Source organism: Geodermatophilus sp. SYSU D01106 (genome assembly GCF_054049995.1).
The window spans coordinates 43762-69337 of record NZ_JBJGYM010000007.1; the positions used below are offsets into that span (position 1 = coordinate 43762).

Here is a 25576-nt window from a genome sequence, read left to right on the forward strand (position 1 = left end):
CGGCATCGGGCTGGCCATGGCCCGGGCGCTCGCCGGCCACGGGGCGTCGGTGGCGCTGTGGGGACGGCGGGCCGAGCGGGTGCGGGCGGCGGCCGACGCGCTCGCGGCCGACGGCGCCGTGGCGCACGCCCAGCAGGTCGACGTCTCCGACGAGGCGGCCGTCGCGGCGGGCGTGCGGGAGACGGTGGCGTTGCTCGGCGGCCTCGACGTCGTCGTGGTCAACGCCGGGCTCGGCGTCCCGCTCACGCCCCTGGTCGAGACGACGGCCGCCGACTACCGGACCGTCATGGACACCAACCTCGACGGCGCCTTCTGGACGCTGCGCGAGACCGCCCGGGCGATGGTGGAGCAGGGCACCGGCGGGTCGGTCATCGCGGTGGCCAGCCTCGCCGCCATCAGCGGCACCGCCCGCAACCACGCCTACGGCGCGAGCAAGGCGGGGCTGACGGCGTTCGTGCGCTCGGCCGCCGTGGAGCTCGCGCGGCACGGCATCCGCGTGAACGGCGTCCTGCCCGGCTGGACCGCCACCGACATGACCGCCGCCGCCCAGTCCTCCCAGGTGTTCACCGACCGGGTCATCTCCCGCGTGCCGATGGGCCGCTGGGGCCGGCCGAGGAGTTCGGCGGCATCGCCGTCTACCTCGCCGCCGACGCGTCCAGCTACCAGACCGGCACCACGGTCCTCGTCGACGGCGGCTACGCGGTCTTCTGACCGGGCCCGCGCGGGCCGGCGGGTATGCTCGTCGGGTTCCCCCGGGAACCCGTGCAACTACCTGCTGTTCGAGCAAGGCGGCGCGCTCGAACACCCCAGCAGAGGTCATGTTCCACACCCGCCGTCCCGGCAGCACGCTGCTCCAGCACGCCGGCGTCTCGTACTTCCCCGTCGCGTTCGCCGCCCGGCTGCCGTTCGCGATGATCACCGTCGGCCTCCTCACCCTGGTCGTCGCCGAGCGCGGCTCGGTCGTCCTCGGCGGCCTCACCTCCGCCGTCGCCGGCCTCGGCACCGCGCTGGCCGGCCCGCTGCTGGGCGCGGCCGCCGACCGCCTCGGGCAGCGCCGCGTGCTCGTCCCGGTCGGGGTGGTCAACGCGGCCCTGCTCGCAGCCCTCCCGCCGGTCGTCGGCGGCAGCGCCCCGGACGCCGCCGTCCTCGCGCTCGCGGTGCTGATCGGCGTCTCCGCGCCCCAGGTCGCGCCGATGTCGCGCACCCGCCTGGTCGCCATCATCCGGCGGGCCGTCGCCGCGAGCCGCCGCGAGAAGTTGCTCACCGGCACGATGGCCTACGAGTCCGCGGCCGACGAGGTGGTCTTCATCGTCGGGCCCTTCGTCGTCGGCCTGCTGGCCACCGCGGTGGCACCGTCGCTGGCCGTCACCGCCGCGGCGGTGCTGACGCTGGTCTTCGTCACGTGGTTCGCGCTGCACCCCACCGGCCGGGTCGACGACGCCGCGCGCGAGACGGCGGTCGCCCCGGCGCCCGCCCGCGAGCTGGCCCGCGTCCCGCTGGTCACCGTCGTCGCCGGCGCGCTCGGCATCGGCCTGTTCTTCGGCGCGACGCTCACCTCGCTCACCGGCTTCCTCGCCGCCGACGGCGACGGAGACCGCGCCGGCCTGCTCTACGGCGTCATGGGCATCGGCTCGGCCGCGCTGGCGCTCGGCTCCGCCGCCCTGCCGGCGCGCTTCTCGCTGCGGGCCCGGTGGATCGTCTTCGGCGGGCTGCTGCTGGCCGGCACGCTCCTCTACGCCTCCGCGGACTCGGTGCCCGTGCTGCTCGCCGCGCTGGCGGTGCTCGGCCTCGGCGTCGGCCCCACCCTGGTCAGCCAGTACAGCCTCGCCGCGCAGCTGAGCCCGGCCGGCCGGTCGACCACCACGATGACGATGCTCGGCTCGGCGGTCGTCGTCGGGCAGGCCACCGCGTCGGCGCTCACCGGCGGCGTCGTCGAGCGGTTGGGCGCGCAGGCCGCGCTGGCGCTGCCCGCCCTCGCCGCCGCCGTCGTGCTCGGCAGCGCGCTGGCCTCCGCCGCGGCGGAGCGGCGGGTACTGCGGCCGGAGCCCCTCCCGGCCTGACGCCGGGGTCAGTGGCCGCGGAAGGCCTCCTCCAGCCACCACGACGGCCGGTCGCGGGCGACCTTCGCGTCGACCAGCAGCGGGGTGTCCCGCGGCCCGGCGAGCCACTCCCCCACCCCGGCCAGGTCGCCGGGGTCCCGGACGGTCACCGCCGCGAACCCGTGGCCGCGGGCGATCGCCGCGAAGTCCGTCTCGGGGAACCGCACGGTGTCCAGCGGGTGCCCGTCGGGCCCGAAGTGGTGGACCTCGGCGCCGTAGCCGGCGTCGTCGTACACGACGACGACCATGGGCAGGCCGAGCCGGACGACGGTCTCCAGCTCCGAGGCCCCCATGAGCGCGCCGCCGTCGCCGAGGGCGGCGACCGGCAGCCGGTCGGGCCGGGCCAGCGCCGCGCCGATCGCGGTGGCCAGGCCCAGCCCCACCGACTGGAACGCCTGGGTGAAGCAGAACCCCGACTCGTCGGGGACGTCGAGGAACATGCTCGGGTAGCCCATGAAGTTGCCGGAGTCGACGGCGACGACGCGCTCGGCCGGCAGCAGGTCGTCGAGGGCGGCGGTGAGCGTCCGCGGGTCGACCAGCCCGTCGCCGCCGACGTCGTCGTAGGGCTCGTCGCGCCACCGGCGGCGCGCGGCCAGCGCCCGGCGCACGTCGTCGGTGCGGTAGCCGACTGCTCCGCCGTCGACGGCGGCGCCCACCGCCCGGGCCACCGCCCCGACGTCGCCGACGACCCCGAGGTCGACCGGGCGCTGCGCCCCGAGCGCCGCGGCGTCGAGGTCCACCTGGGCGACGACGGCGCCGTCCGCGATCAGCCGGCCGTGGCGCGTGGTCCACATGTTCAGCGTGCAGCCCCAGCCGACGACGAGATCGGCCCCGGCGATCAGCTCGGCGGCGACCGGGGTGGCGAAGCCGCCGGAGACGTCGAGGTCCCACGGGTCGCCGCGGAACAGCCCGCGGGCCACCGCCGACGTGGCCAGCAGGGCGCCGCAGCGGCCCGCCAGCTCGGCCAGCTCGGCCCGGTACCCGCGCGCGCCGCGGCCGGCGACGAAGACCGGGCGCCGGGCCCGCCCGAGGGCCGCGGCCAGGGCCGCGACGTCCGCCGGTGCCGGCGCGGGCACGGCCGGGACCTCCGGCGCGGTCCCGGGCCCGTCGGGGGCCTCCTCGGCCTGCACGTCCAGCGGCAGGTTGAGCACGACGACGCGGCGGTCGTCCCGCGCGGTGGCGAACGCCCGGGTCGCCACCGCGACCGCGTCCCGCGCCGCGGTCACCCGCATCGGCACCGCCCCGACCGCCTCGGCGAGCGCGGTCTGGTCGACGGCGAAGTTCGACCGCGGCGAGGTCGCCTCCGCCGTCACCACCACCAGCGGGGTTCGGCTCTTGGCCGCCTCGGTGATGCCGGTCAGCGCGTTGGTGAGCCCGCAGCCCTGGTGCAGGCTCACCGCCGCCACGGTGCCGCTCATCCGGGCGTACGCATCGGCCATCGTGGCCGCGCCGCCCTCGTGCCGGGCCGCGACGTAGCGGGCGCCGGCCGCGACCATCGCGTTGGTGGCGTGGAAGTTGCCCGACCCCACCACGCCGACGACCGTGCCGACGCCGCAGCGGACGAGCGTCTCCCCGACCGCCTGGGCGACGTTCACCCGCGCTCGACCAGGGCCAGCACCCGCGCCGGCGAGCCGGACCCCGACACGATCGGCAGCGGTGCGGCCACCAGCAGCGCCCCGGTCGGCGGCAGCCGGTCGAGGTTCTGCAGCTGGGTCAGCCCGTACTTGCCGCTGCCCATGAGCGCCGCGTGGCAGGGGAACGGCGGGTCGAAGGAGTGCGCGGTGCCGGCGTCGGTGCCGACGGTCTCCACCCCGAGGCCGATCACCGGCGCCTCCTCGGCCAGCCACCGGGCGCACGCGGGCGAGATCCCGGGGGTGTGCGGGCCGCTCTCGTCGGCGTTGAGGAAGTCCTCCTGCGAGAAGGCACGGGTGTCCCAGCCGGTGCGGTACAGCAGCCAGCCGCCCTCGGGCAGCGGCCCGTGCGCCGCCTCCCACTCGCGCACGTGCTCGACCTCGAGGAGGAAGTCGGGGTCCTGCGCCACCCGGTCGGAGAAGTCCAGGACGGCGGCGGGGCCCACGAGCCGGCGCACCGGCACCGAGGCGACGTCGTCGCCGTCGCGGCCGGTGACCCAGTGGTTGGGCGCGTCGAAGTGGGTGCCGGTGTGCTCGCCCGTGCGGAAGTTGTTCCAGTACCAGGCCGGGCCGCGGTCGTCGTAGCGGCTGAGCTCCTCCAGCTCGAACCGCGCCGTCTGCGCGAACGGCGGCGGCAGCTGGATGACCGGCGTCGTCGACGACAGCGGCGCGGTGAGGTCGACGACCTCGAGGGAGCCGGAGGCCAGTGCCTCGGCGAAGCTGGACAGGAGCGACATCGCGGACCCTTCTCGCAGGTGGGGGCCCAGCCAACCACCCGCGACGCCGGACGGCGGCGGCGCGTCGCCGCTGGTCGCCGCCGCTGGTCGCCGCCGCGTCGCCGCCGCGTCGTCGGGTTTGTCGCCGGTTCCCCCGCGTGCTGGACTGGCCGCGTGGTCCGCCTGCGCCAGCTCGTGCTCGCCGCGGCGGAGCGGGCACCGCTGGAGCAGGCGCTGCGCGAGCTGCTCGCCGCCCCCGAGCCGCACCACGACCCCGACGTCGGCGCGTTCGGCCTCACGAACGCCGTCCTCGCGGCGGGCTGCGACTTCGTCGAGGTGGTCTCGCCCGCGGAGCCCGGCACGGCGGCCGGCCGGTGGCTCGCGCGCCACGGCGGCGACGGCGGCTACATGCTCATGGCCGACGGCCCGCCGGGGCTCCCGGCCGCCGCCCGCCTGGCCGCGCTGGGCGTGCGGGAGGTGCACCGCGCCGAGCTGCCCGACGTCGTCGACGTGCACCTGCACCCCCGGGACACCGGCGGCGTGCTCCTCGCCCTCGACACCGTCGCCCCGGCCGGGTCGTGGCGGTGGGCGGGCCCCGCCTGGACCGGGCGGAGCCCGGCGTGCGCGGGCGGGCTGCGCGAGGTCACCGTCGCCGTCCCCGACCCGGCCGCGGTGGCCCGCCGCTGGGCGGACCTGCTGGAGGTGCCCGCGGACGACGGCGCTCGGCTGCGGCTGGACGGCGGCCGCCAGCAGCTGGTCTTCGTCGCCGGGGCGGGCGACGTCGCCGCGGTGACCGCGGCGCGCCTGGCACTGCCGGGCGCCACACCCCGCACCACCGACCTCGGCGGCGTGCGCCTCGAGGTCGTCCCGCTGGAGGAGGAGACGTGACGGACACCAGAGCGGACACCGGGACCGGCACCGAGACCGGCACCGGGACCGGCATCGAGACCGGGACCGACCACCTGCTCGCCCGGGTGGAGGACGGGGTCGCCGTCCTCACGCTCAACCGCCCCGAGCGGCGGAACGCGCTGTCCGAGGAGATGCTCACCGCCCTCGCCGCGACGCTCGCGCGGGTCGAGGAGGACGACGCGGTCGGCGCCGTGGTGCTCACCGGCGCGGGCGGCGCGTTCTGCGCGGGCGGCGACGTCAAGGGCTTCGCCGAGCGCTCCCCCGGCGCGCCCGGCGCGGCGGCGGAGCGGCGGCAGCGCACGAGCCAGCGCGCCACCAGCGGGCGCCTGTGGCGGATGCCCAAGCCCACCGTGGCGGTGCTGCCCGGGCCCGCGGCGGGGGCGGGCCTGTCCCTCGCGCTGGCCTGCGACCTGCGCTACGCGGCGTCGTCGGCGGTGCTCACCACGGCCTTCGCCAGGGTGGCGCTGGCCGGCGACTACGGCAGCGCGTGGTTCCTCGTGCGGCTCGTGGGCCCGGCGCGCGCCCGTGAGCTGCTGTACCTCTCGCCGCGGCTGTCGGCCGACGAGGCCCTGCGGCTCGGGCTGGTCAACGCCGTGCTGCCACCGGACGCGCTCGAGCGCGAGGCGATGGCGGTGGCGCGCCGGCTGGCCGACGGGCCGCGCACGGCGCTGGCGTCGATGAAGGAGAACGTCGCGCTGGCGCTGACCGCCCCGCTCGACGAGTACATGGACGTGGAGGTGACCCACCACCTCGCCACCTTCGCCACGGCCGACCACGCGGAGGCCGCCCGCGCCTTCGTCGAGAAGCGCGACCCGGTGTTCGGCGGGGGCGCTCCCGCCTAGGCACGGGGCGGCCCGCTCGTCAGCCCGCGGCGTCGAGCAGCCGGACGGTCCCGTCGCCGAAGTTGGTGACGAGCAGCCGTCGCCCGTCGGGGGTGACCGACACGCTCGTCGGGTCGGCGCCGGTCGGGATCCGCGCGGTGACGACGCCGGAGCGCACGTCCACGACCGCGACGGTGCCGTCGTCGACGTTGGCCGTGTAGAGGTGACGGCCGTCCGGGGCCCAGGTCACGTCCTGCGGCCCGGCGCCCACCGCGGGCACGGTGCCGACCACGGCGTTCGTGGCGGGGTCGATGAGCACGACGTCGTCGCTGATGTAGTCGACGAGCGCGATGCGCGTCCCGTCCGGGGAGACCTCCAGGCTGTGCGGGCCGTCGCCCACCGGGATCGACGCCACCACCCGGTGGCTGCCGAGCTCCAGGACCGTCACCACGTCGGAGAAGTGGTTCGTGACGTAGACGGACCGCCGGTCCGGGGGGAAGGCGACCCAGTGCGGCGACGGCGGGACCTCGATGCGGTCGACCAGCTCGCCCGTCGTCGTGTCCAGGACGTCGAGGTGGTCCTCGTCGAAGTACGGCACGTACAGGAGCCGCCCGTCGGGGGTGGTGGCCGCGGCGTACGGGCCCCGCCCGACCGGCACGGCGCCGACCCTGGTGTCGCTGCGGGTGTCGATGGTGACGACGGCGTTGACGGTGAAGCCCTCGTCGTAGGCGGACACGTAGGCCCGCGAGCCGTCCGGGGCGAAGGTCACCAGCTGCGGCGGCGCCTCGGGGACGGGGATCGCCCCGACGGCCGCGCCCAGGGCGGTGTCGAAGCGGATGACCGCACCGGCGGCGGGATCGGCGACGTAGGCGAACCGGCCGTCGGGCGCGATCGCCGCGTGGTGCGGCGCGCGGCCGACGGGGACCGCGCGACCCGCGCCGGGGCTCGCGGCGCTCGACGCCGGTGCCGGGGCGCCGAGGGAGGACGCGCCGGCCGGGTCCGACGGGGCGGAGGAGCGCCCCTCGTGCCCCTCGTGCCCGGCGCCGCCCGCGCCGGCCGAGGTGGGGGCAGCCTCCGCCTGACCCGGGGAGGCCGGGCCGCTGGGCCAGAGGAACGCGGCGACGGCGACCCCGGTGAGGAGCGCGAGCGCGAGGCCGATCGCGGCGCCCCGCAGGCGGGTGCGCCTGCGGCGGTGCCGTCCGTGGGCGACCGTGTGGTGAAGGTCCATTCCGACTCGTTCCCGTCCGCTTCCCGGGAGTGCATGGTGGGCGCGCCCGGGGTCCGCGGCAAGGGGTCGGCTCCCGGCAGGTGCGACGGGCGCGACTCCGGTGCCGGCGGAGCGCGGCTGCCGCGACCTGTCGGCGGGACGCTCTACCCTCCCTGGGCGTGAGCGACGGGCCGGACGCCGAGGACCCGCCCGGCGATCCCGCGCAGCTGACGGCGTACGAGCTGTGGGAGCGCACCCGGCGGGCGGGTCAGCGGGTGACCGCGGCCGGCGAGCGTCTCGTGGCCGCCCGCTCGGCGCGGGACCGCGTGGCGCTGGCGCCGGGTTTCCTGCGGCCGGTGCGGCAGCTGCTCACCCTGCGCCTGGTCGCCGTCGCCCGGGCCCGGCGCCGGGCGTTCCCGCTCCAGGTGCCGCCGGCCGGCGCCTCGGGCATCGCCTCGCTGTGGGCGGAGGTGTTCTGGGCCTCGCGGGCCCGCTCGCCCGACGACGACTCCGGCGTCCTCCAGGCGGCCGACGTGTCGATCCGGGGGCTGCTGGCCCTCGAGCCGGCGGACCTGGCCGACCTCGACGCGGTGCGCGTCTGGTGGGAGCGGCTGGAGGAGGTCGAGGCGACCCTCGACGGGCTCGACGTGGAGGCCCAGGCGGCGGAGGAGCTCCACCGTTCCGTGGCCGAGGAGGACCGGCAGGAGCGCCGCGGGGCGTCCTGACCCCGCCCGGTCACGCGCCGAGGCGGGTGCCGGCCCCTGGGTCGGCCGTCACCCAGCCGGTGCGGCCGTGCAACGGCGGGGTCTTGGTGCCGTCGGTGAACCAGACGACGACCCCGCCGGAGGTCCGGCAGCGCGCCCGCACGACGCGCACCCGGCCCTCGCGCCCGCTCCGGGACGGCCGGACCAGGGGCAGGCCGAAGTCGGTGCCGTCGACGTCGCCGGTGAGGACCGCCTCGCCGGCGGCCAGGGAGTTCGTCGGGACGGTGGTCACGGTCGCGCCTCCTGCTCCGGCCGGGTGGGGTCGCGGGTGACCCGGATGGTCCGCGGGCTGCGGATCCGGCGCGTGGGCACGACCTCGCCGAGCTCGGCCAGCCGCTCGACGGCGGCGTCCTTGTCGACCTGCTCGCGCAGGACACCCCCGGACCACTCGCAGTGCAGGTCGTCGGCCGGACCGGACCGGCCCCGCAGCCGCTCGCGCGCGTACTCCTTGTGCCGCCGGGCCTCGTTCTCCGCCGCCCGCCAGGCGTCGTAGTCGTGCACGGCCCCGACGTAGTCGCGGTCGGTGACCGTGAGCCGGGACTGGCGGGACACCTCGCCCTCGGTGTCCGGGTCGACCGGCGGGCCCCAGCAGGCGTCGAGGAACGGGCACCAGTCGCACATGGTGTCCCCGCCGGGGCCGAACCCGTCGCGAGGGACGGCGTCGACGCCCTCGTCCTCGACGGTGGCGTAGACGTCGCTGAGCCACACGATGGCCTCGGCGGTGAGCGTCGGGTCGTGCTCGGCCTCGAAGACGACGTCCTCGCCGGAGTCGCGGGACAGGTACCGCACGCGCAGCCCGTCGACGTCCTGCGCGGTGCCGGACTCCAGCCGCCGGTCGGCGGTCTGGCCGGTGCGCAGCAGCCAGGCGTAGACGGCGACCTGGAACCAGTGCTTGGCGGGCACGCCCCGGGTGAGCACCCGCTCGAAGCCGAAGCGGGAGGTGGTCTTGAGGTCCTCGACCACCGGGGCGTGCCACCAGTCGCAGCGGCCCTTGACCTGCTCGCCGCGCAGCGCCACCTCGGTCAGCCCGCCGTACTGGCGGCGCAGCGCCCGGAGCACCCCGCGGTGCAGCTCGGTGCCGAGGAACGCCTGCAGGCCGGTGCGGGTGTTGGTGGGCCGGCGCCGGGCGACCCGGTAGGCCGCCCGGCGCCGGCACTCGCCGAGCTCGGAGGCGCCGATCATCCGCTGGCGGGACCGGGCCCGGCGGCGGTCGAGGTCGCGGACCGCCGCCGCCAGGCTCGGGGCCGCCCGCCGCTCGGCCGTGCTCGGGCGGGCGGGCAGCACCGCCGTCATGCGGGGATCTCCTGCTGCCCGACCGACTGGCCGCTGCGCTGGGTGGCGATGACGTCGCGGACCAGCGCGGTCAGCCGCTTGGTGGCCACGTGCTCGACCGGCCGGCCGAACCGCTCGGCGATCTGCCCGTCGGTGACGCCCAGGCTCTCCAGGCTGGCGAGCACGCCGCGGCGGGCGGCGGTGAGCCGGCGCTCGCCCGGCTCGTCCGGGGTCGGCGAGGGCTCCAGCAGCGGGTTGACCGGCGCGGGGGCCTCCTCGGTGCGCGGCGCCATCGCCGCGGCGGCGGCCCGGGCGGCCTCGACCACCGCGGCCGGCGTGGTCGGGGCCGGCGTCGTGTGCGCCTGCGCGGCGGCCCGGCGGCGGCCGGCGGGGTGCTTGGCCATCGACGCCTCGAGGAACTGCTCGTGGCGCGCCTGGATCAGCTCGGCGACGGTGTAGGAGCCGCCGTCGGTCGGGACCTCGACGCCGAGCAGCGCGGCCCGGTTGGCCTCGCCCCACACGTCGCGCAGGGCGTCGTCGTCGTCGGCGTCCTCGATGCGGGACACCAGCGCGGCGACGTCCGGCTCGGCGCCGGTGCCGGTGCGGCGCTCCGCCCGGGCGGTACGCGCCTCGTCCTCCCGCTCGTGCTCGAGCAGCCCGCCGCCGTGGAAGGCGACGAGGTCGCGCACGTGCGCGGTGCCCGGGTCGCACCGGAGCGCGTCGAAGACCAGCCACTCGAGCAGCCGCCCGTCGGCCTTCTTGTCGGTCACCTCGCGGGCCGGGTCGTCGTTGGGCTTGATGCCCACGTGCACGCTGCGCGCGCCGACGATCAGCGGACGGCGCCCCCGGCGCAGCCGCACCCACACGCTGGCGGCGTAAGGGAACTCCCGGTGCATCTGCACCGACCAGGTCTTCTGGCCCTCGATGGGACGGCCGTTGGCGTCGACCTCGGTGACCTCCTTGCCGCGGGCGGTCACCACGACGATGCCAGGGAAGGTCAGCAGCTCGGTCTGCAGCTTGCGCCAGCGGGAGCCGGCGTCGTTCCACAGGTTCTGGCTGATGGTGATCTCGGCGTTGGGGTCGCGCTTGAGCAGCTCGCGGTTGCGGGACGACCGCGCGGCGCGCGCGCTCGCCCAGTCCTTGAGCCCGTCCCAGATGGCCGAGCCGGTGTCGATGCCGAGCACGACCGGCTTCTCGCCGGCGTCGGCCGCGCGCCGCGCCTCGGCCTTGACCGCCTGGACGGCGGCCAGCACCTGGGCGTACGAGCCGTCGTGCTCGACGAGCTCGTAGCGGGCGCCGGGGATGGCGCCGTACTCGTCGCCGGCGCCCTCGTTGAGGTCGATCCAGTAGAGCGGACCGATCCGGTCGCTGGTGCTCAGCTGGGCCAGCGCCCAGCTCTTGCCCGCCTTCTCCTCGCCCTCGAGGAGGACGCACGGCCACGGGACGCGGCCGGTGGGCTTGCGGGTGGGGAGGCCGGAGATGGCCATGGTGTGCTCCTTGCCGACACGGGGAAGATGTCGACCCGGACGCTACGAGCGGGGTCTGACACATCCGGTGCCGTTCCGCAAGCCCTTCACCCGCTCGGTGGGAACGCGCAGGTCACGCGGCCGGCTCGGCGTGTCGGTGTTCGCCGTCGGCGTAACCGTCCCGCTGCGGCGGCCGGCCGCGGAGCCGGGCGGCGAGGCCGGTGTGCCGCCGTCCGGACCCCGTGGTGCGCACGGCCTGGGCCAGCGCCCGCGGCGAGCCGACGAGGACGACGAGCCGCTTCGCCCGGGTGACCGCGGTGTAGAGCAGGTTGCGCTGCAGCATCGACCAGGCGCCCGTGGTCAGCGGGACGACGACGCACGGGTACTCGCTGCCCTGCGCTCGGTGCACGGTGACGGCGTAGGCGTGCACGAGCTCGTCGAGCTCCGCGAAGCCGTAGGGGATCGTCTCGTCCTCGTCGGTGACCACGGTGAGCACCTGCGCGGCCGGGTCGACGGCGGTGACGACGCCCTGGGTGCCGTTGAAGACGCCGGTGCGGCCCTTGTCGTAGTCGTTGCGGACCTGGCTGACCTTGTCGCCGACGCGGAACACCCGCCCGCCGTGGCGCTTCTCGGCGCCGTCGGGACGCGCCGGCGTGAGCGCCTCCTGCAGCAGCTGGTTGAGCGCGGCGGCGCCGGCGGGCCCGCCGTGCACGGGGGTGAGCACCTGCACGTCGCGGCGGGGGTCGAGGCCGAACCGGGCCGGGATGCGGCGGGCGACGACGTCGACGGTGAGCCGCGCGGTCTCCTCGGCGTCCTCGGTGGCGAACAGGAAGAAGTCGTCGTGGCCCTGCACCTGCGGCGGGGTGCCGGCGTTGATCCGGTGCGCGTTGGCGACCACACCCGACCGGCTGGCCTGGCGGAAGACCTGCGTCAGGCGCACCGACGGCACCGGCGAGCCCTCGGCGAGCAGGTCGCGCAGCACCTCGCCGGGGCCGACCGAGGGCAGCTGGTCGGCGTCGCCGACCAGCAGCAGGTGCGCCCCCGGCGGCACGGCCCGCACCAGCTTGTTGGCCAGCAGCAGGTCCAGCATCGAGGCCTCGTCGACGACGACCAGGTCGGCGTCCAGCGGCCGGTCGCGGTCGAAGCCGGCGTCGCCACCGGGCCGCAGCTGCAGGAGCCGGTGCACGGTGACCGCCTGGGTGCCGGTCAGCTCGGTGAGCCGCCGGGCCGCCCGGCCGGTGGGCGCCGCCAGGACGACGCGGGCGCCCTCGGCCGCCGCCAGCGCGACGATCGAGCGGACCGTGCTGCTCTTGCCGCACCCCGGGCCGCCGGTGAGGACGGCGACCTTCTCGGTCAGCGCCAGGCGCACGGCCTCGCGCTGGCCGGGCGCCAGCGCCATGCCGGTGTGCCGCTGCAGCCAGGAGGTCGCGTCGTCCCAGTCGGCGTCCGCGAAGGCCGGCAGCCGGTCGGCGTCGGCGGCCATGAGCCTCCGCACGCCCGCGGCCAGCGACACCTCCGCGCGGTGCAGGGGGACGAGGTGGTAGCCCACCGTGGGCGGCCCGCCGTCGGCGGCCGGGTACTCCTCGCGGACGACGGCGGCGTCGGCGACCAGCAGGGTGAGGCAGATGGTGACCAGCCGGGCCGGGACCTCCAGCAGCTCGACGGCGCGGGCCACCAGGTCGGCCTCGGGCAGGAAGCAGTGGCCCTGCCCGGTCGCCTCGGACAGCACGTGCCGCAGGCCGGCCTCGACCCGCTCGGTGCTGTCGTGCGGGATGCCGACGGCGGCGGCGACGGTGTCGGCCGTCCGGAAGCCGATGCCCCACACCTCCGCGGCCAGGCGGTAGGGCTGGGTCCGGACGACGCGGACGGAGGCGTCGCCGTACTCGCGGTGGACGCGGACGGCCAGCGAGGTCGACACGCCCAGCTCCTGCAGCAGGAGCACCACCTCCTTGACGGCGCGCTGCTCCGCCCAGGCGGCGGTGATCCGGCCGGCCCGGTGCGGACCCAGGCCCGGGACCTCGGTCAGCCGCCCCGGCTCCTCCTCGATCACCCGCAGCGCGTCGGCGCCGAGGTGGTCGACGATCCGCTCGGCCAGGCGCGGGCCGATGCCCGGGACCAGGCCCGAGCCGAGGTAGCGGCGGATCCCCTGCACCGTCGCCGGCAGCACGGTCGTGTGGTCCTCGACGTGGAACTGCCGGCCGTGCTGCGGGTGGGCGCCCCAGCGCCCGCGCAGGCGCAGCGTCTCCCCCGGCTGCGCGCCGAGCAGCGGGCCGACGACGGTGACCAGGTCGCCGCCGCGGCCGGTGTCCACGCGGGCCACCGTGTAGCCGGTCTGCGGGTTCGCGTAGGTGATCCGCTCCAGGGTGGCCTCCAGGACCTGGCCCGCCCGCGTCTCCCCCACTTGCCGTCCCCCCGCTCGCGCGTCGTCCGTCCTCCGACGACCGAGCGTCCCAGCGGGCGGGGACAGTCCGCGTTGCCGGCCGCCGCGAGCCGGAACTGTCGGCGGGTCTCCCTAGCCTCCGGGTGCTCACCTGAGCGATGCACCGACAACACGGAGGACCGGATCATGGCCGGCGACACTGTCATCACCGTCATCGGCAACCTGACCAGCGAGCCCGAGCTGCGCTGGACGCCCTCGGGCGCTGCGGTTGCCACCTTCACCATCGCGTCCACGCCGCGCACGCTGGACCGCCAGACCCAGGAGTGGAAGGACGGCGAGTCGCTGTTCCTGCGCTGCAGCGTGTGGCGGGAGGCGGCGGAGAACGTCGCGGAGTCGCTGACGCGGGGGTCGCGCGTGGTGGCGCAGGGCCGCCTCAAGCAGCGCTCCTTCGAGACGAAGGAGGGCGAGAAGCGCACCGTCGTCGAGCTGGACGTCGACGAGATCGGCGCCTCGCTCCGCTACGCGACCGCGACGGTCGCGAAGGTCTCCCGCTCCGGCGGCTTCGGCTCCGCGAACGGCGCCGCGAATGGCTCCGCGAACGGCTCCGGGAGCCGGAGCGGCGCCGGCGGCGCGGGGCAGGACGCCCCGGCCGACCCGTGGGCGACGGCCGCCGTCGGTGGCGGCCGCGACGAGGAGCCGCCCTTCTGACGGCGGCACTGACGGCGATCCGGTCCGGGGCCACGGCGTCGCGCGGTGGCCCCGGACCGCTCCGGGGCGGCGGGCTGACGGTGTCCAAGGTCCCTGCACCATCGGCGACGGTCGCAATACGCTCAGCAAGGTGTCGCGCACCACGACATGCCACGCCGCCTGGCTCGCTCTCGTCGGCGAGCTCCTGCAGGGCCAGACCCTGGCGCGGGAGTTCCCCCACGCGCAGGTGGCGGACCTGCTGCGCGAGTCCTTCGACGCGGCCTGCTGCTCGCTCAACGCGGTCGACTCCCGCTGGGTCGACCACGTCGTGGGCGGCTGGCCGGACGACTACCTGCCGGAGGTGCCGGCGCTCGACGTCCTCCCCGACGCCACGACCCACCCGCTGATCCGCTGGTACGCGGTGACGCGCCGCTCCGCGCCACAGGTGCTCGGCCGCGTCCCCCGCGAGGTGGCGCCGGCCGGGATGACGGCCGAGTGGGCCGGGTTCGCCCGTTCCTTCGGGATCACGCACCAGCTCTCGCTGCCGCTGCGGGTGGGCGAAGGGATCGAGGCCTACGTGGTCAGCCGCCCCGAGGACGACTTCGGCGACGCCGACGTCGAGCTGGCCGGCCTGGTCCTCCCCGCGCTCGCCTGCCTGCTGGCCCAGCACCGGGTGCTGCACGGCGTGCCGGACGAGCAGTCCGGGCGCGCCCGGGACCTCGGCCTGACCGAGCGGGAACTCGCCGTCCTCCGGCTCCTGGGTGCGGGCCTCACCGCGCAGGCGATCGGCCACCGCTTGCGCACCTCGCCGCGCACGGTGCACAAACACCTGGAGCACCTGTACCGGAAGCTCGGCGTCCGGGACCGGCTCATGGCGGTCCAGCGCGCCCGTGACGCGGGACTGCTCGCTCCGCCCACCGGGCTCGTACCGCGGGCCGGGGAGCGCCGCCCGCGCCCGCGCATCCCCTCCCCGCGCCCGGCGGACCACACCCACGGGACCCCGGCGCCCGGGGAGAAGTGCGTACAGACGCCCGTGCCCGGTCGTCCCTAACGTCCCGACCGTCGACGCCGGAGGCGCTCCCGGGGAGGACGTCATGTCGCTGCTGGTCATCCACCTGTGCTGGACCGACGCCGGTCCCGAGGAGCTCGCCCGCCTCCAGCGGCTGCTGCCGCCGGTCCGCCTGCTGCGCGAGGGCCCGTGCCTGCACCGCCGCACCTGGCCGTCCGGGTCGCGGGTGCTCGGCATCGAGGTGTGGGGCGACGACGACGCGGCCCGCCGGCACCTCGACGAGTTGCCACTCGACTCGGTCGCGGCCGGCCTGGAGGCACCCACCGTCGTCGTGCTCGTGTTCCCGGAGGCGTACCGGTCGGTCCTGCCGATCGTGGTCGGGACGACGGGCGAGGACCGGGACGTCCTCAGCCCCTTCGCCGCCGCGTCCGCGCGCCGGTAGCCCCGCGCGGCCGGTGCCGCAGGAGACCTGCGGGTCAGCTCGGCCGGTCGAGAGGCTCGGCCGGGCGGGAGCGGGTCGCCGCCAGGCTCGCCAGCGTCCAGGCGGCAGTCGCGGACGAACGCGGCCGACGTCGTCATCGAGTCCAGCAGCCACTGCACCGAGGCGGGCAGCTCGACGTCGCGCCGGCGGGAGGGCTCGGCGGGCGGGCCGGGCGACACGACGTGCGGCTGGCCGGCGGCCCCGCCCCGACGCGCGCCTACGTCGAAGAGCCGCTGCCCGACGTCCTGGACGGCACCATCGAGCCGGGCCGGGTCTCCGACGTCACGACCGACCTCGACGGCGTCCCCGCCGGCTACCGCGACATGGCCGACCGCCGGCTCTTGTCCCCCGGTCCCGGCGGCGGGACGCTCGGCGCATGGACCGGACCGGTGAGCAGGACGCCGACGGTCGTGCGCCGGCCGGGGAGACCCTCCGTCAGGCGCAACGCCGCCGGGCCGAGCAGACCTCCGAGCGCCTGCGCCGCCGCGTCGACCACCTCCGGCGCCGACTGGGCCGCGACGCCGAGGCGGTGGCCGGCACCGAGAGCGGCGTCGCGGCCACGCACCTGACCCTGGCCGAGCGGGCGCTCCACGAGGGGCGCCTGGAGGATGCGCTGGGACTGCTCAGCGAGGCCGCCGCGGCGCTGCATGCCGTCGAGCACGAGCGGCTGCGGGCCGCCCGGTGGCGGTCGGAGGCCGCCTTGGCCGCCGCGGAGGTGGCCGCCGCGGAGGTGGCCGACGCCGAGGGCCGGCGCGCCTCGGCCGGACGCGCCCTGGACGACGCGGCGCGGCGCGGCGAGCAGGCCGCCCGCCGGCGGGACGCGGCGGCGCTGTACCGCGACCAGGCGGCCCACCAGCGCGACGACGCAGCGGACGAGCGGGACCGGCAGGCGCGGGAGCGGGCCGCCGCCGCCGAGCAGCGGCAGGCCTCCGCAGACGAGCGCACGGCCGGGCGGGTGCGTTGGGCGGAGCGGGCCGCCGGGGCGCCGGAGGACGACGAGCAGGACGCCATCGACCGCGAGGTCGACGCGAGCCACCGGGCGTGGGCCGACGACGACCGCGCACGGGCCGCCGCCGACCGGGAGGCCGACGCCGCCGACCGGCTCGCGGCCGAGCGGGACCGCGTCGCGGCGCGGCAGGACCGCGAGTCCGCCCGCACCGACCGGGACCGGGACCGCAGGGACCGGGCGGACCGCAGCCGTCGCAGGGACGGCCGGTGACGTGCCCGACCTGACGCGCGACCTGCTGCTCGCCCGCTTCCGCGCCGCCGCGGAGGCGGTCGCCCGGGAGCGGCCCGACGTCGACGCGGACGCGGCGCGCGAGGTGTTCGCCGAGGCGGCCGGGCTGCTGCACGACGGGCTCGTGCTCGACGACCTGGACGACGCCGACACCGCGGCCGTCGTCGAGGGGCTGTGCGCGGCGCTCGCCGACCCGGACCCGGGCGCGGCGGTGCGCGCCCTCGCGCGTGCGGCCGGCGACGACCCCGGCGACCTGTCCGACCGGGAGGCGGTCGCGGCGGCCTACCTCTCCGCCGCGCGGGTCCTGCAGCTCTGACGGCGGGTCAGCCGCGCGGGGCGAGGCCCTCCCGCAGCTCCCCCAGCGCCTCGGCGAGGGACACCCGCGGAGCCCAGCCCCAGCGCCGCGCGCGGTCGGTCAGCAGCCGGCCGGTCCACACCGGCTCGTCGGTCCACTCCGGCTCGACGCCCAGCGCGCCGGTGACCGTGCCGAGGTAGTCCCGCCAGGTCGCCGGCTCCCCGGCCACGTTCACCGGGGTCGCGCGGCCGGGCACGGGCCCCTGCTCGGGGTCGTCGGCGGTGGCGACCGCGCCGGTGGCGACGTCGGCCACGAAGGCGGCCAGGTCGTCGACGTGCACCCAGGCCCAGGTCTGCGCCGGGTTGGTGCGGCGGTCCCCGTCGGCGACCGCGCGCGGGCGCAGCGTGTTCCACACCGACGTCTCCCCGGCGCCGAGGACGGCCGGCGGGCGGACCAGCACCGTCGTGAGCCCGCCGATCTCCGCGAGCGCGGCGTCGGCGGCGTTCTTGGTGTCGGGGTAGGCGCCGCTGCCCTCGGGCAGGAGCGGGCCGTCCTCGGCGATGTCCCCGACGCCGGGCGAGCGGTCGTACACCCCGGCCGTGGACAGGTGCACGAACCGGGCGACGCCGGCGTCGCGCGCGGCGCGGGCGAGGGCCGGGGTCTCCTCGACGGCCACCCGGAGCTGGGCCTCCCGCGGCGAGCCCATCGGGTGGACCGTCGTCACCACCGCGTCGGCGCCGGCGGTGACCTCGCGGGCGAAGGCGTCCTCGGCGAACTGGCCGACGTGCTCGGTCACGCCGTCGAGCGCGGGCGCGCTGCCGGCCCGGCGGACGACGGCGCGCACCTGCGCCGAGCGCGCGACGAGCGCCCGGCACACCGCGGCGCCCACCAGTCCGTTCGCACCGGTCACCACGACGACGGGAGGGGAGGCGGCCATGCCCCCACCCTGCCAGCGGCTCCCCGGCCCCGCCCCGGGAGGTGCCGCCGGTCACGGATGGGTAGGGCGGGGAGGTTCGGGGGTAGGGCGACCGGAACCGGGCGGCCAGTGGAGCGTCGGCCCGACTCAGAGCTGGGTACGGCGCACATGACGGGCAACACGACACACCGCTTCACCAACACGTCCGTGCTGTCCATCGAGACGGCGGACGCGTCCCAGGTCGTCACCTCCGACGAGATCGACGAGCGGCTGCGCGAGACCTACCAGCGGGTGGGCCTGCGCACCGGCCTGCTCGAGCGGCTCGCCGGCATCCGGGAGCGCCGGTGGTGGGCCGAGGGGACGACGTTCGTCAACGGCGCCGCCACCGCGGGGGCCAAGGCGATCAGCGAGAGCGGGGTCGACCCCGCGCGCATCGGCGTGATGATCAACACCTCGGTCAGCCGCCGCTACCTCGAGCCCTCGACCGCGGTGGCGGTGCACCACGAGCTCGGCCTGCCGCGGTCGTGCCAGAACTTCGACGTGACCAACGCCTGCCTCGGCTTCGTCAACGGCATGGAGCTGGCCGCCGCGATGATCGAGTCGGGCATGGTCGACCACGCGCTGGTCGTCAACGGCGAGGACTCCCGGATCGTCCAGGAGCGCACCATCGACCAGCTCAACCAGCCCGAGACGGTGTCCAAGGACGTGCTGGCGCAGTTCGCCACACTGACCCTCGGGTCGGGCGCGGTCGCGATGCTGCTGGGCCGCTCCGACCTGCACCCGGAGGGCCACCGCCTCGTCGGGTCGGTGAGCCGGTCGGGCTCCGAGCACCACGAGCTGTGCGTCGGCGACAACGAGATGATGCGCACCGACCTCAAGGGGCTCCTCGACGCGGGCCTCGCGCTGTCCGAGGACATGTGGGCCGACGCCGCCGAGGAGTTCGACTGGGCCGGCGGCATGGACCGGTACATCGTCCACCAGGTGTCCAAGGTGCACACCAAGGCGATGTGCGACCGGTTCTCCATCGACCCCGCGCTGGTGCCGACGACGTTCCCGACCCGCGGCAACCTGGGGCCGGCGTCGGTCCCGTTCACCCTCGCCGGCCAGCAGGACACCCTCGCCGACGGCGACCGGGTGCTGCTCATGGGCGTCGGCTCGGGCCTGAACGTGTCCTGCCTCGAGATCGCCTGGTGACCGCCACCCGGACGGACACCGGGACGGCTCCGGGCACGGGGACGGGCGCCGGCACGGCGGCCCGCATCCCGGCGCTACCCGCGTTCCCCGGCCTGGACCCGGCGTGGTCGCGCACCGTGACCGTCGCCGACTCCACCGGCGCGCGGCACGAGTGGCACGTCCTCGACAACGGCGTCGCCGACCCCGTCGGCACGCTGCTGTGCGTCCACGGCAACCCCACGTGGTCCTACCTGTGGCGCCGGCTGGTCGCCGCCGCGCCGCCCGGGTGGCGGGTGGTCGCCCCCGACCACCTCGGCATGGGCTGGTCGCAGCGGCTGGACGCGCCCCGCACGCTGGAGCAGCGGGTCGCCGACCTCGGCGACCTGACCGCGGCGCTGGGCGTCACCGGCCCCGTCGTCACCGTGGGGCACGACTGGGGCGGCGTCATCTCGCTCGGCTGGGCGCTCGCGCACCGGGCGGACCTGCGCGGCGTCGTGCTGTGCAACACCGCCGTCGCCATGCCCGAGGGCGACTGGGGCCCGGTCCTCATCCGCGCCGCCGACGCCCCCGGCGTCCGCACGGCCGTCACCGTCGGCACCCCGGTCTTCGTCCGGGCGACGACGGCGCTCTCCCGCCCGCCGCTGCCGCGGGCGGTGCGCGACGCGTTCGCCGCCCCCTACGCCACGGCGGCGCGCCGGCGCTCGGTCGGTGACTTCGTCGCCGACATCCCCTTCTCCCCCGGCCACCCCTCGCGGCCGGTGCAGGAGGCGATCGCGGAGGGCGTCCGCACGCTCGACGTGCCGGCGCTGCTGCTGTGGGGGCCCCGCGACCCGGTGTTCGGCGAGCGGTACCTGGCCGACCTGCGCGAGCGGCTGCCGCACGCCGCGCTGCACCGCTACGAGGGCGCCTCGCACCTGCTCCCCGAGGACGCCCCGCAGTACGCCGACGCCATCGCGCAGTGGGTCACCGAGCTCCCCGGCTCCGGCACCGCCGAGCCGGCCCCGACGCCGGAGCCCGCGGCCCCCGACGACGACCCGCCCCCGCTCTGGGCGTCGCTGACGGAGCGGGCCGGCGACGAGTCCCCCGCCGTCGTGGAGGTCGGCGGGGAGACGGTGAGCTGGGCGCAACTGCACCGGCGGGTCGAGCACCTCGCCGCGGGACTCGCCGCGTCCGGCGTCCGACCCGGTCAGCGGGTGGGCCTGCTCGTCGAGCCGTCCGCCGATCTCACGGCCGCGGTCTACGCCGTGTGGCGGGCGGGCGCGGTCATCGTCGTCGCCGACAAGGGCCTGGGCCTGCGCGGCATGCGGCGGGCGCTGCGCAGCGCCGCGGTCGACCACGTCGTCTGCAGCACCGCGGGGCTCGCCGCCGCCCGCCTCATGGGCCTGCCCGCCTCCCGCATCGCCACCGGCTCGGTGCCCGCGCTCCCCCGGCGGGCGCTCGGCGCCGTCCGCACGCTGGCGGAGGTCGAGGACGCCGGCCGCGGTGCCCCGGCCCCGGTGGTCCCGCCCGGCGACGCCGACTGCGCGGTGCTGTTCACCTCCGGCGCCACCGGCCCGGCCAAGGGCGTCGTCTACACCAGGCGCCAGGCCGCCGCGCAGCTCGCGCTGGTGCGCGGCACCTACCGGCTCACCCCGGAGGACCGGCTGGTCGCCGCGTTCGCGCCCTTCGCGCTGCTCGGCCCGGCGCTGGGCATCGGCACCGCGGTGCCGGACATCGACATCACCGCGCCCGGCTCCCTCACCGCGCGCGACCTGGCGGAGGCGGTCGCCGCGGTCGGCGCCACGGTCGTGTTCGCCTCCCCCGCCGCGCTGCGCCGGGTCGTGGCCACCGCCGCCGACCTGACCGCCGGGCAGCGGACGGCGCTCGGCGGCGTCCGGCTGCTCATGTCGGCCGGCGCGCCCGTGCCCGCCACCCTGCTCGAGGCGCTGCGCGACGTCCTGCCCTCGGCGGAGGCCCACACGCCCTACGGCATGACCGAGGCCCTGCCGGTCACCGACGTCTCGGCCGCCGAGGTGGCCGCCGCCGGGGAGGGCGAGGGCGTCTGCGTGGGCCGTGCACTGGCCGGGGTGGACGTGCGGATCAGCCCGCTCCGCGCGGACGGCGTGGCCGACGGCGACCTGACCGGCGCACCCGGGGTGACCGGGGAGGTGTGCGTGCGCGCCGCCCACGTGCGGGACCGCTACGACGCCCTCTGGGCCACCGACCGCGCGGCCTCCCGCCCGCCCGGCTGGCACCGCACCGGCGACGTCGGGCACCTCGACGCCGAGGGGCGGCTCTGGATCGAGGGCCGGCTGCCGCACGTGGTGACCACCGCCGCCGGGCCCGTCACGCCCGTCGGGATCGAGCAGCGGGCCGAGCGGGTGCCCGGCGTGGCGGCCGCCGCGGCCGTCGGCGTCGGTCCCGCCGGCGGGCAGGTCGTCGTCGTGGTCGTCGTCCCGGAGGGCGGCGGGGGCCGGTCGCGGCGCCTGCGGGTCGCCGGACCGGACCTGGCCGACGCCGTCCGGGCCGCGGCCGGCGTGGAGGTGGCGGCGGTGCTCACCGCTGCCCGGCTGCCCGTCGACATCCGTCACCAGTCCAAGGTCGACCGCCGGCAGGTGGCCGCGCGGGCGGCCCGGTTCCTCGCCGGGCGGCCGGGCGGGCGCCGCTCGTGAGGGTCCTGGTCACCGGGGCCAGCGGCATGCTCGGGCGGGCGACGGCGGAGGCGCTGCTCGCCCGCGGGGACGACGTCACCGTGCTGCAGCGCCGGCCCGCGGGGCTGCCCTGCGCGGAGGTGCTGGGCGACGTCGCCGACCCGGACGCCGTCGCGCGGGCCGCCCGTGGGCAGGACGCCGTCGTGCACCTGGCGGCGAAGGTCGACGTCACCGGCCCCCGGGCCGAGTACGAGCGGGCCAACGTCGCGGGCACCCGCGCGGTCGTCGACGCCTGCCGCGGGCAGGGCGTCGGCCGCCTGGTGCACGTCTCCTCGCCGTCGGTCGCCCACGCCGGCGCGGCGCTGGCCGGGGTCGGCGCCGAGCCGGCCGACCCGGCGCACGCCCGCGGGCACTACTCGCGGACCAAGGCCGTCGCCGAGCTCGACGCGCTGGCCGCGGACTCGGCGTCCCTGGCCGTCCTCGCCGTGCGGCCGCACCTCGTGTGGGGCCCGGGCGACACCCAGCTCGTCGGGCGGATCGTCGCGCGCGCCCGCGCCGGCCGGCTGCCGACGATCGGGTCCGGCGCGGCGCTGGTCGACACCACCTACGTCGACAACGCCGCGGCCGCGCTCGTCGCCGCGGTCGACGCGTGCGGGCCGGTGCACGGCGAGGCGCTGGTCGTGTCCAACGGCGAGCCGCGCCCGGTCGGCGAGGTGATCGACCGGCTGTGCCGCGCGGCGGGCGCGCCCGGCCCGCGGCGGCGGGTCCCGTTCCGGGCGGCCTGGCTCGCCGGCGCCGTCGTCGAGGGGGCCTGGGCGGTCACCGGCCGCCGCTCGACGCCGCCGGTGACCCGCTTCCTCGCCGAGCAGCTGGCCACCGCGCACTGGTTCGACCAGCGCCGCACCCGCGAGGCCCTGGGCTGGGCCCCGCGGGTGCGCCTGGAGGAAGGCTTCGCCCGCCTGGCCGCCTGGTACGCCGCCGGGGCGGCCTGACGGCCGAGCCGCCGGGGCGGCCTGAGGGCCGAGCCGCCGGGGCGGCCTGACGGCCGGGCCGCCGTCAGCCGGCGGTGGCCCGCACGGCCTCCTCGATGAGCTCGGCGACGACGTCCGGCTGCGACACGGTCACGGCGTGGGACGCGTCGACCTCGACGACGTGCGACCCGGCCCGCTCCGCCATGAACCGCTGGGCCTCGGCCGGCACCGCCAGGTCCTGGCGGGTGACGAGGGTCCAGGACGGGATGGTCCGCCAGGCCGCCCGCGTCGCCTTGTCGGCCAGGGCGTCACCGATGATCGGCCGCTGGGTGACGGCCATCAGGGCGGCGGCGTCGGCCGGCACGTCGGCGGCGAAGACCGGCCCGAACCGCTCCTGCTCGATGTAGAGGTCGTCGACGGGCTGCCCGCCGGGCCCGCGCACGGGCACCGGCCGCAGCGCCCCGCCGAGCTCGTTGCCCGGGAAGCGGCCGGCCAGCTCGCCGGTGCTCTCGCCCTCCTCGAGCAGGAAGCTGGCGACGTAGACCAGCGCCCGGACCCGCGGGTGCCCCTCGGCCGCCTCGCTGATCACGCTGCCGCCGTAGGAGTGGCCGGCCAGGACGATCGGCCCGTCCAGCCCGTCGAGGAGGTCGCGCAGGAGGTCGGCGTCGCCGGACAGGCTGCGGAGCGGGTTGGCCATCGCCACCACCGGGTGGCCGTCGCGGAGGAGCCGGGCGACGACGCCGTTCCAGCTCGACGAGTCGGCGAAGGCCCCGTGCACCAGCACCACCGTGGGCCCGGCGTCGGTGCGGTCCTGCTGCGTGCTCTCGGTCATCGGATCTCCCTCTCCTTCAGCGGGCGGGCCGGTCGGTCCGCCCGGATGTCCCTCGAACGCCCCCGGTATGCGATATATTGCACATCAGTAGCGGTCCGGGGAAGCCTTCCCTGGTCGCCGCCCGCACCGAGACGAGGTCCACCCGTGCCGATCCCCCCGACGTCCCCCGGCGTCGACCGCAGCCTCCTGCGCGACGACGTCTACCGCCGCCTGCGCGACGCGATCGTCGACGGCACCTTCGCCCCCGGCGAGCAGCTGCGGGACCTCGAGCTCGCGGCCTGGCTGGGCGTGAGCCGGACCCCCGTGCGCGAGGCACTGCTGCGCCTCGCGCACGGGGGGTTGGTCTCCGCCCGGCCGGGGCGGTCCACGGTGGTCAGCACGCTCTGCGCCCGGGACGTACGCGACGCCCGTGACGTCGTGGCGGCGATGCACGAGGTCGCCGTCCGCGAGGCCGTGCCGGTCCTCGGCGAGGCGGACCTGGCCGCCATGCGGGACGCCAACCGGCGGTTCGCCGAGGCCGTGGCGGCCGGCGACGTCGAGACGGCCCTCCGCGTCGACGACGAGCTGCACGGCGTGCCGGTGCGCGTCTGCGGCAACCGCGCGCTCGCCACGGTGCTCGAGCAGTTCACGCCCACCGTCCGGCGCGCGGAGCGGCTGCGCTTCGGCTCGCTGCGCGGCCGGACGTCGGTCACCCGGCACGACGAGCTGATCCGGCTGTGCGACGCCGGCGACGCCGAGGGTGCCGCCGGCGTCGCCTACGACACCTGGCACAGCCTGCCGAGCGAGGAGCCGTGACGCCCGGCGCCCGTGTCTCAGGGGGCGATCACGAGCTCGGCGACGAGGTCGCCGGCCATCGTGAACCGGTACTGCAGCTCGGCGACGCCGCCGGGGAAGTCGCCCTCCAGCCGCTGGACGGCGATCCACCGCGTCGCGTCGACGCGCCGGGCGCCGACCAGCTCGGTCGTGAACGTGAAGGCGGTGCCGGCCTCGGCCAACCACCGGCGGACCTCCTCGGTGCCGCGGTGGGTGTGGCCCTCGTCGGTGACGACGGCGTCGGGGGTGAAGGCCGCGAGGGCGGTGTCGACGTCGCGGGCGGTGTGCGCGGCGAGGTAGCCGCGGACGGGGGCGGGGAGCTCGGCGGGGTCGATGACGGTCGGTGCGCTCATGCCGCCACCGTGCGCCGTCCCCGTCCGGGAGGGTCCACCGCTGGACCCTCTCCCCAGGGGAGGGTGCAGAGTGCGCCCGTGCTGGCGATCGGCGAGTTCTCCCGGCTGACCCACCTGAGCGTGCGCACGCTGCGCCGGTACCACGACGCGGGCCTGCTCGAGCCCGCGACCGTCGACCCGGCGAGCGGCTACCGGTACTACAGCGCCGACCAGATCCCGACCGCCCAGGTGATCCACCGCCTGCGCGAGCTCGACGTCCCGCTGCCCGACGTCGCCCGCATCGTGCGCTCCCCCGACCCGGGCGACCGCGCCGAGCTCGTGGCCGGCCACCTGCGGCGGCTGGAGGACCAGCTGGCCGCCACCCGGGAGGCCGTGGCGTCGCTGCGCCGCCTGCTGCACCCCGACCCGCCCCCGCTGCAGGTGCGGCTGCGGGCGGTGCCGGCGACGCCGGTGGCCGCGGTCGCGGGCGTCGTGGACCTCGACGGCGTCCTCGCCTGGTACGCGGGGGCCATGGCAGAGCTCGACGCGGTCGTCGCCGAGCCGGAGGGGCCGCCGGGCGGGCTCTACGACAACGCCCTGTTCGAGACCGGCCGCGGGCACGTGCTCGTGTACCGGCGGACGGCGGGCCCCGCGTCCGGCGGGCGGGTGCACCCGGTGACGCTGCCGGCGGTGGAGCTCGCGGTGACCACCCACGCCGGCCCGCACGACGACATCGACGTCACCTACGGCGAGCTGGGCGCCTGGGTGGTCGCGAACGGGCTCGCGGTGGCCGGCCCGGTGCGGGAGAGCTACCCGGTGGGCCCGCGGGACACCGACGACCCCTCGGCCTGGCGCACCGAGATCGGCTGGCCGGTCTTCCCGATGGCCGCGCGCTGACCCCCGGCGGCCCCGGTCGGCCGGGGGTCGACTCCGGC

Annotated in this window: 24 protein-coding genes and 1 pseudogene; 15 read left to right on the top strand and 10 right to left on the bottom strand. The window is 77.4% G+C overall.

What is annotated here, in order from left to right; all coding sequences use genetic code 11:
* Positions 1–16 precede the first annotated feature (16 nt).
* Together ACI78R_RS09595 and ACI78R_RS09600 are read left to right on the top strand one after the other, a co-directional pair.
* Positions 17–565, top strand: a pseudogene (locus ACI78R_RS09595) (SDR family NAD(P)-dependent oxidoreductase); the annotation flags it as partial.
* A gap of 253 nt (positions 566–818) precedes the next feature.
* Positions 819–2060 (top strand): MFS transporter, encoded by a 1242-nt coding sequence (locus ACI78R_RS09600; protein ID WP_457040534.1) that lies wholly within the window; start codon positions 819–821, stop codon positions 2058–2060.
* A gap of 8 nt (positions 2061–2068) precedes the next feature.
* Here the strand turns inward: ACI78R_RS09600 and ACI78R_RS09605 are convergent, their stop codons facing one another.
* Together ACI78R_RS09605 and ACI78R_RS09610 are read right to left on the bottom strand one after the other, a co-directional pair.
* On the bottom strand, positions 2069–3694 hold the full coding sequence (locus ACI78R_RS09605) for a thiamine pyrophosphate-binding protein (RefSeq protein WP_457040535.1): 1626 nt from the start codon (positions 3692–3694) through the stop codon (positions 2069–2071).
* Positions 3691–4467 (bottom strand): cyclase family protein, encoded by a 777-nt coding sequence (locus ACI78R_RS09610; protein ID WP_457040536.1) that lies wholly within the window; start codon positions 4465–4467, stop codon positions 3691–3693. The genes ACI78R_RS09605 and ACI78R_RS09610 overlap by 4 nt, the downstream gene beginning before the upstream one ends.
* 153 nt (positions 4468–4620) lie before the next feature.
* Here ACI78R_RS09610 and ACI78R_RS09615 point away from each other — a divergent pair, with 153 nt between their 5' ends.
* Positions 4621–5334 (top strand): hypothetical protein, encoded by a 714-nt coding sequence (locus ACI78R_RS09615; protein WP_073419908.1) that lies wholly within the window; start codon positions 4621–4623, stop codon positions 5332–5334.
* The gene (locus tag ACI78R_RS09620) at positions 5331–6197 is read left to right on the top strand and encodes an enoyl-CoA hydratase (RefSeq protein WP_457040537.1); all 867 of its coding nucleotides are present in this window, start codon (positions 5331–5333) and stop codon (positions 6195–6197) included. Before ACI78R_RS09615 ends, ACI78R_RS09620 begins: the two co-directional genes overlap by 4 nt.
* A gap of 19 nt (positions 6198–6216) precedes the next feature.
* Here ACI78R_RS09620 and ACI78R_RS09625 read toward each other — a convergent pair whose 3' ends face one another.
* Entirely contained in the window at positions 6217–7404 is a 1188-nt protein-coding gene (locus ACI78R_RS09625) for a YncE family protein (RefSeq protein WP_457040538.1), read from the bottom strand.
* 158 nt (positions 7405–7562) lie between these two features.
* Between ACI78R_RS09625 and ACI78R_RS09630 the strand changes: the two genes are divergently transcribed.
* Positions 7563–8108, top strand: a complete 546-nt coding sequence (locus ACI78R_RS09630; RefSeq protein WP_336026785.1) for a hypothetical protein — start codon at positions 7563–7565, stop codon at positions 8106–8108.
* Positions 8109–8118: 10 nt separating this feature from the next.
* Here the strand turns inward: ACI78R_RS09630 and ACI78R_RS09635 are convergent, their stop codons facing one another.
* From ACI78R_RS09635 to recD2, 4 genes are all read right to left on the bottom strand, one after another.
* Positions 8119–8379: a hypothetical protein gene (locus ACI78R_RS09635; RefSeq protein ID WP_457040539.1), complete on the bottom strand. Its 261-nt coding sequence runs from the start codon at positions 8377–8379 to the stop codon at positions 8119–8121.
* Positions 8376–9440, bottom strand: coding sequence for a PD-(D/E)XK nuclease family protein (locus ACI78R_RS09640; protein ID WP_457040540.1), 1065 nt, complete (start codon positions 9438–9440; stop codon positions 8376–8378). Before ACI78R_RS09640 ends, ACI78R_RS09635 begins: the two co-directional genes overlap by 4 nt.
* Positions 9437–10906, bottom strand: a complete 1470-nt coding sequence (locus ACI78R_RS09645) for a hypothetical protein (RefSeq protein ID WP_457040541.1) — start codon at positions 10904–10906, stop codon at positions 9437–9439. Before ACI78R_RS09645 ends, ACI78R_RS09640 begins: the two co-directional genes overlap by 4 nt.
* A 112-nt stretch (positions 10907–11018) precedes the next feature.
* On the bottom strand, positions 11019–13286 hold the full coding sequence (gene recD2 / locus ACI78R_RS09650; RefSeq protein WP_457040542.1) for an SF1B family DNA helicase RecD2: 2268 nt from the start codon (positions 13284–13286) through the stop codon (positions 11019–11021).
* A 165-nt stretch (positions 13287–13451) separates the two neighbouring features.
* On the opposite strand from recD2, the gene ACI78R_RS09655 reads away from it, so the two are divergent.
* From ACI78R_RS09655 to ACI78R_RS09675, 5 genes are all read left to right on the top strand, one after another.
* A complete protein-coding gene (locus ACI78R_RS09655) occupies positions 13452–13973 on the top strand; it encodes a single-stranded DNA-binding protein (RefSeq protein ID WP_073419916.1) in 522 nt (173 codons plus the stop codon).
* Between the two features lie 130 nt (positions 13974–14103).
* Positions 14104–15003, top strand: coding sequence for a helix-turn-helix transcriptional regulator (locus ACI78R_RS09660; RefSeq protein ID WP_083628510.1), 900 nt, complete (start codon positions 14104–14106; stop codon positions 15001–15003).
* 43 nt (positions 15004–15046) lie between these two features.
* Positions 15047–15403 carry a hypothetical protein gene (locus ACI78R_RS09665; RefSeq protein WP_073419917.1) on the top strand — a complete coding sequence of 119 codons (357 nt, stop codon included), beginning with the start codon at positions 15047–15049 and terminating at the stop codon, positions 15401–15403.
* 415 nt (positions 15404–15818) lie between these two features.
* On the top strand, positions 15819–16661 hold the full coding sequence (locus ACI78R_RS09670; RefSeq protein ID WP_457040543.1) for a hypothetical protein: 843 nt from the start codon (positions 15819–15821) through the stop codon (positions 16659–16661).
* Position 16662: 1 nt separating this feature from the next.
* Positions 16663–16995, top strand: coding sequence for a hypothetical protein (locus ACI78R_RS09675; protein WP_457040544.1), 333 nt, complete (start codon positions 16663–16665; stop codon positions 16993–16995).
* Positions 16996–17002: 7 nt separating this feature from the next.
* On the opposite strand, the gene ACI78R_RS09680 is transcribed toward ACI78R_RS09675, so the two are convergent.
* A complete protein-coding gene (locus tag ACI78R_RS09680) occupies positions 17003–17911 on the bottom strand; it encodes an NAD-dependent epimerase/dehydratase family protein (protein ID WP_073419920.1) in 909 nt (302 codons plus the stop codon).
* Positions 17912–18058: 147 nt separating this feature from the next.
* Between ACI78R_RS09680 and ACI78R_RS09685 the strand changes: the two genes are divergently transcribed.
* Genes ACI78R_RS09685 through ACI78R_RS09695 form a run of 3 tightly spaced genes read left to right on the top strand, consistent with a single transcriptional unit; the run spans position 18059 to position 22685 of the window.
* Entirely contained in the window at positions 18059–19084 is a 1026-nt protein-coding gene (locus ACI78R_RS09685; RefSeq protein ID WP_457040545.1) for a 3-oxoacyl-ACP synthase III, read from the top strand.
* Complete coding sequence (locus ACI78R_RS09690) at positions 19081–21714, top strand: alpha/beta fold hydrolase (protein WP_457040546.1); 2634 nt, start codon at positions 19081–19083, stop codon at positions 21712–21714. The genes ACI78R_RS09685 and ACI78R_RS09690 overlap by 4 nt, the downstream gene beginning before the upstream one ends.
* The gene (locus ACI78R_RS09695; RefSeq protein WP_457040547.1) at positions 21711–22685 is read left to right on the top strand and encodes an NAD-dependent epimerase/dehydratase family protein; all 975 of its coding nucleotides are present in this window, start codon (positions 21711–21713) and stop codon (positions 22683–22685) included. The genes ACI78R_RS09690 and ACI78R_RS09695 overlap by 4 nt, the downstream gene beginning before the upstream one ends.
* Before the next feature lie 64 nt (positions 22686–22749).
* Here the strand turns inward: ACI78R_RS09695 and ACI78R_RS09700 are convergent, their stop codons facing one another.
* Complete coding sequence (locus ACI78R_RS09700) at positions 22750–23496, bottom strand: alpha/beta fold hydrolase (RefSeq protein ID WP_457040548.1); 747 nt, start codon at positions 23494–23496, stop codon at positions 22750–22752.
* Between the two features lie 144 nt (positions 23497–23640).
* On the opposite strand from ACI78R_RS09700, the gene ACI78R_RS09705 reads away from it, so the two are divergent.
* Entirely contained in the window at positions 23641–24291 is a 651-nt protein-coding gene (locus ACI78R_RS09705) for a GntR family transcriptional regulator (protein WP_073419924.1), read from the top strand.
* 17 nt (positions 24292–24308) lie between these two features.
* Here the strand turns inward: ACI78R_RS09705 and ACI78R_RS09710 are convergent, their stop codons facing one another.
* Positions 24309–24662 carry a nuclear transport factor 2 family protein gene (locus tag ACI78R_RS09710; protein WP_457040549.1) on the bottom strand — a complete coding sequence of 118 codons (354 nt, stop codon included), beginning with the start codon at positions 24660–24662 and terminating at the stop codon, positions 24309–24311.
* A gap of 78 nt (positions 24663–24740) precedes the next feature.
* On the opposite strand from ACI78R_RS09710, the gene ACI78R_RS09715 reads away from it, so the two are divergent.
* Complete coding sequence (locus ACI78R_RS09715; RefSeq protein ID WP_457040550.1) at positions 24741–25538, top strand: MerR family transcriptional regulator; 798 nt, start codon at positions 24741–24743, stop codon at positions 25536–25538.
* Positions 25539–25576 lie beyond the last annotated feature (38 nt).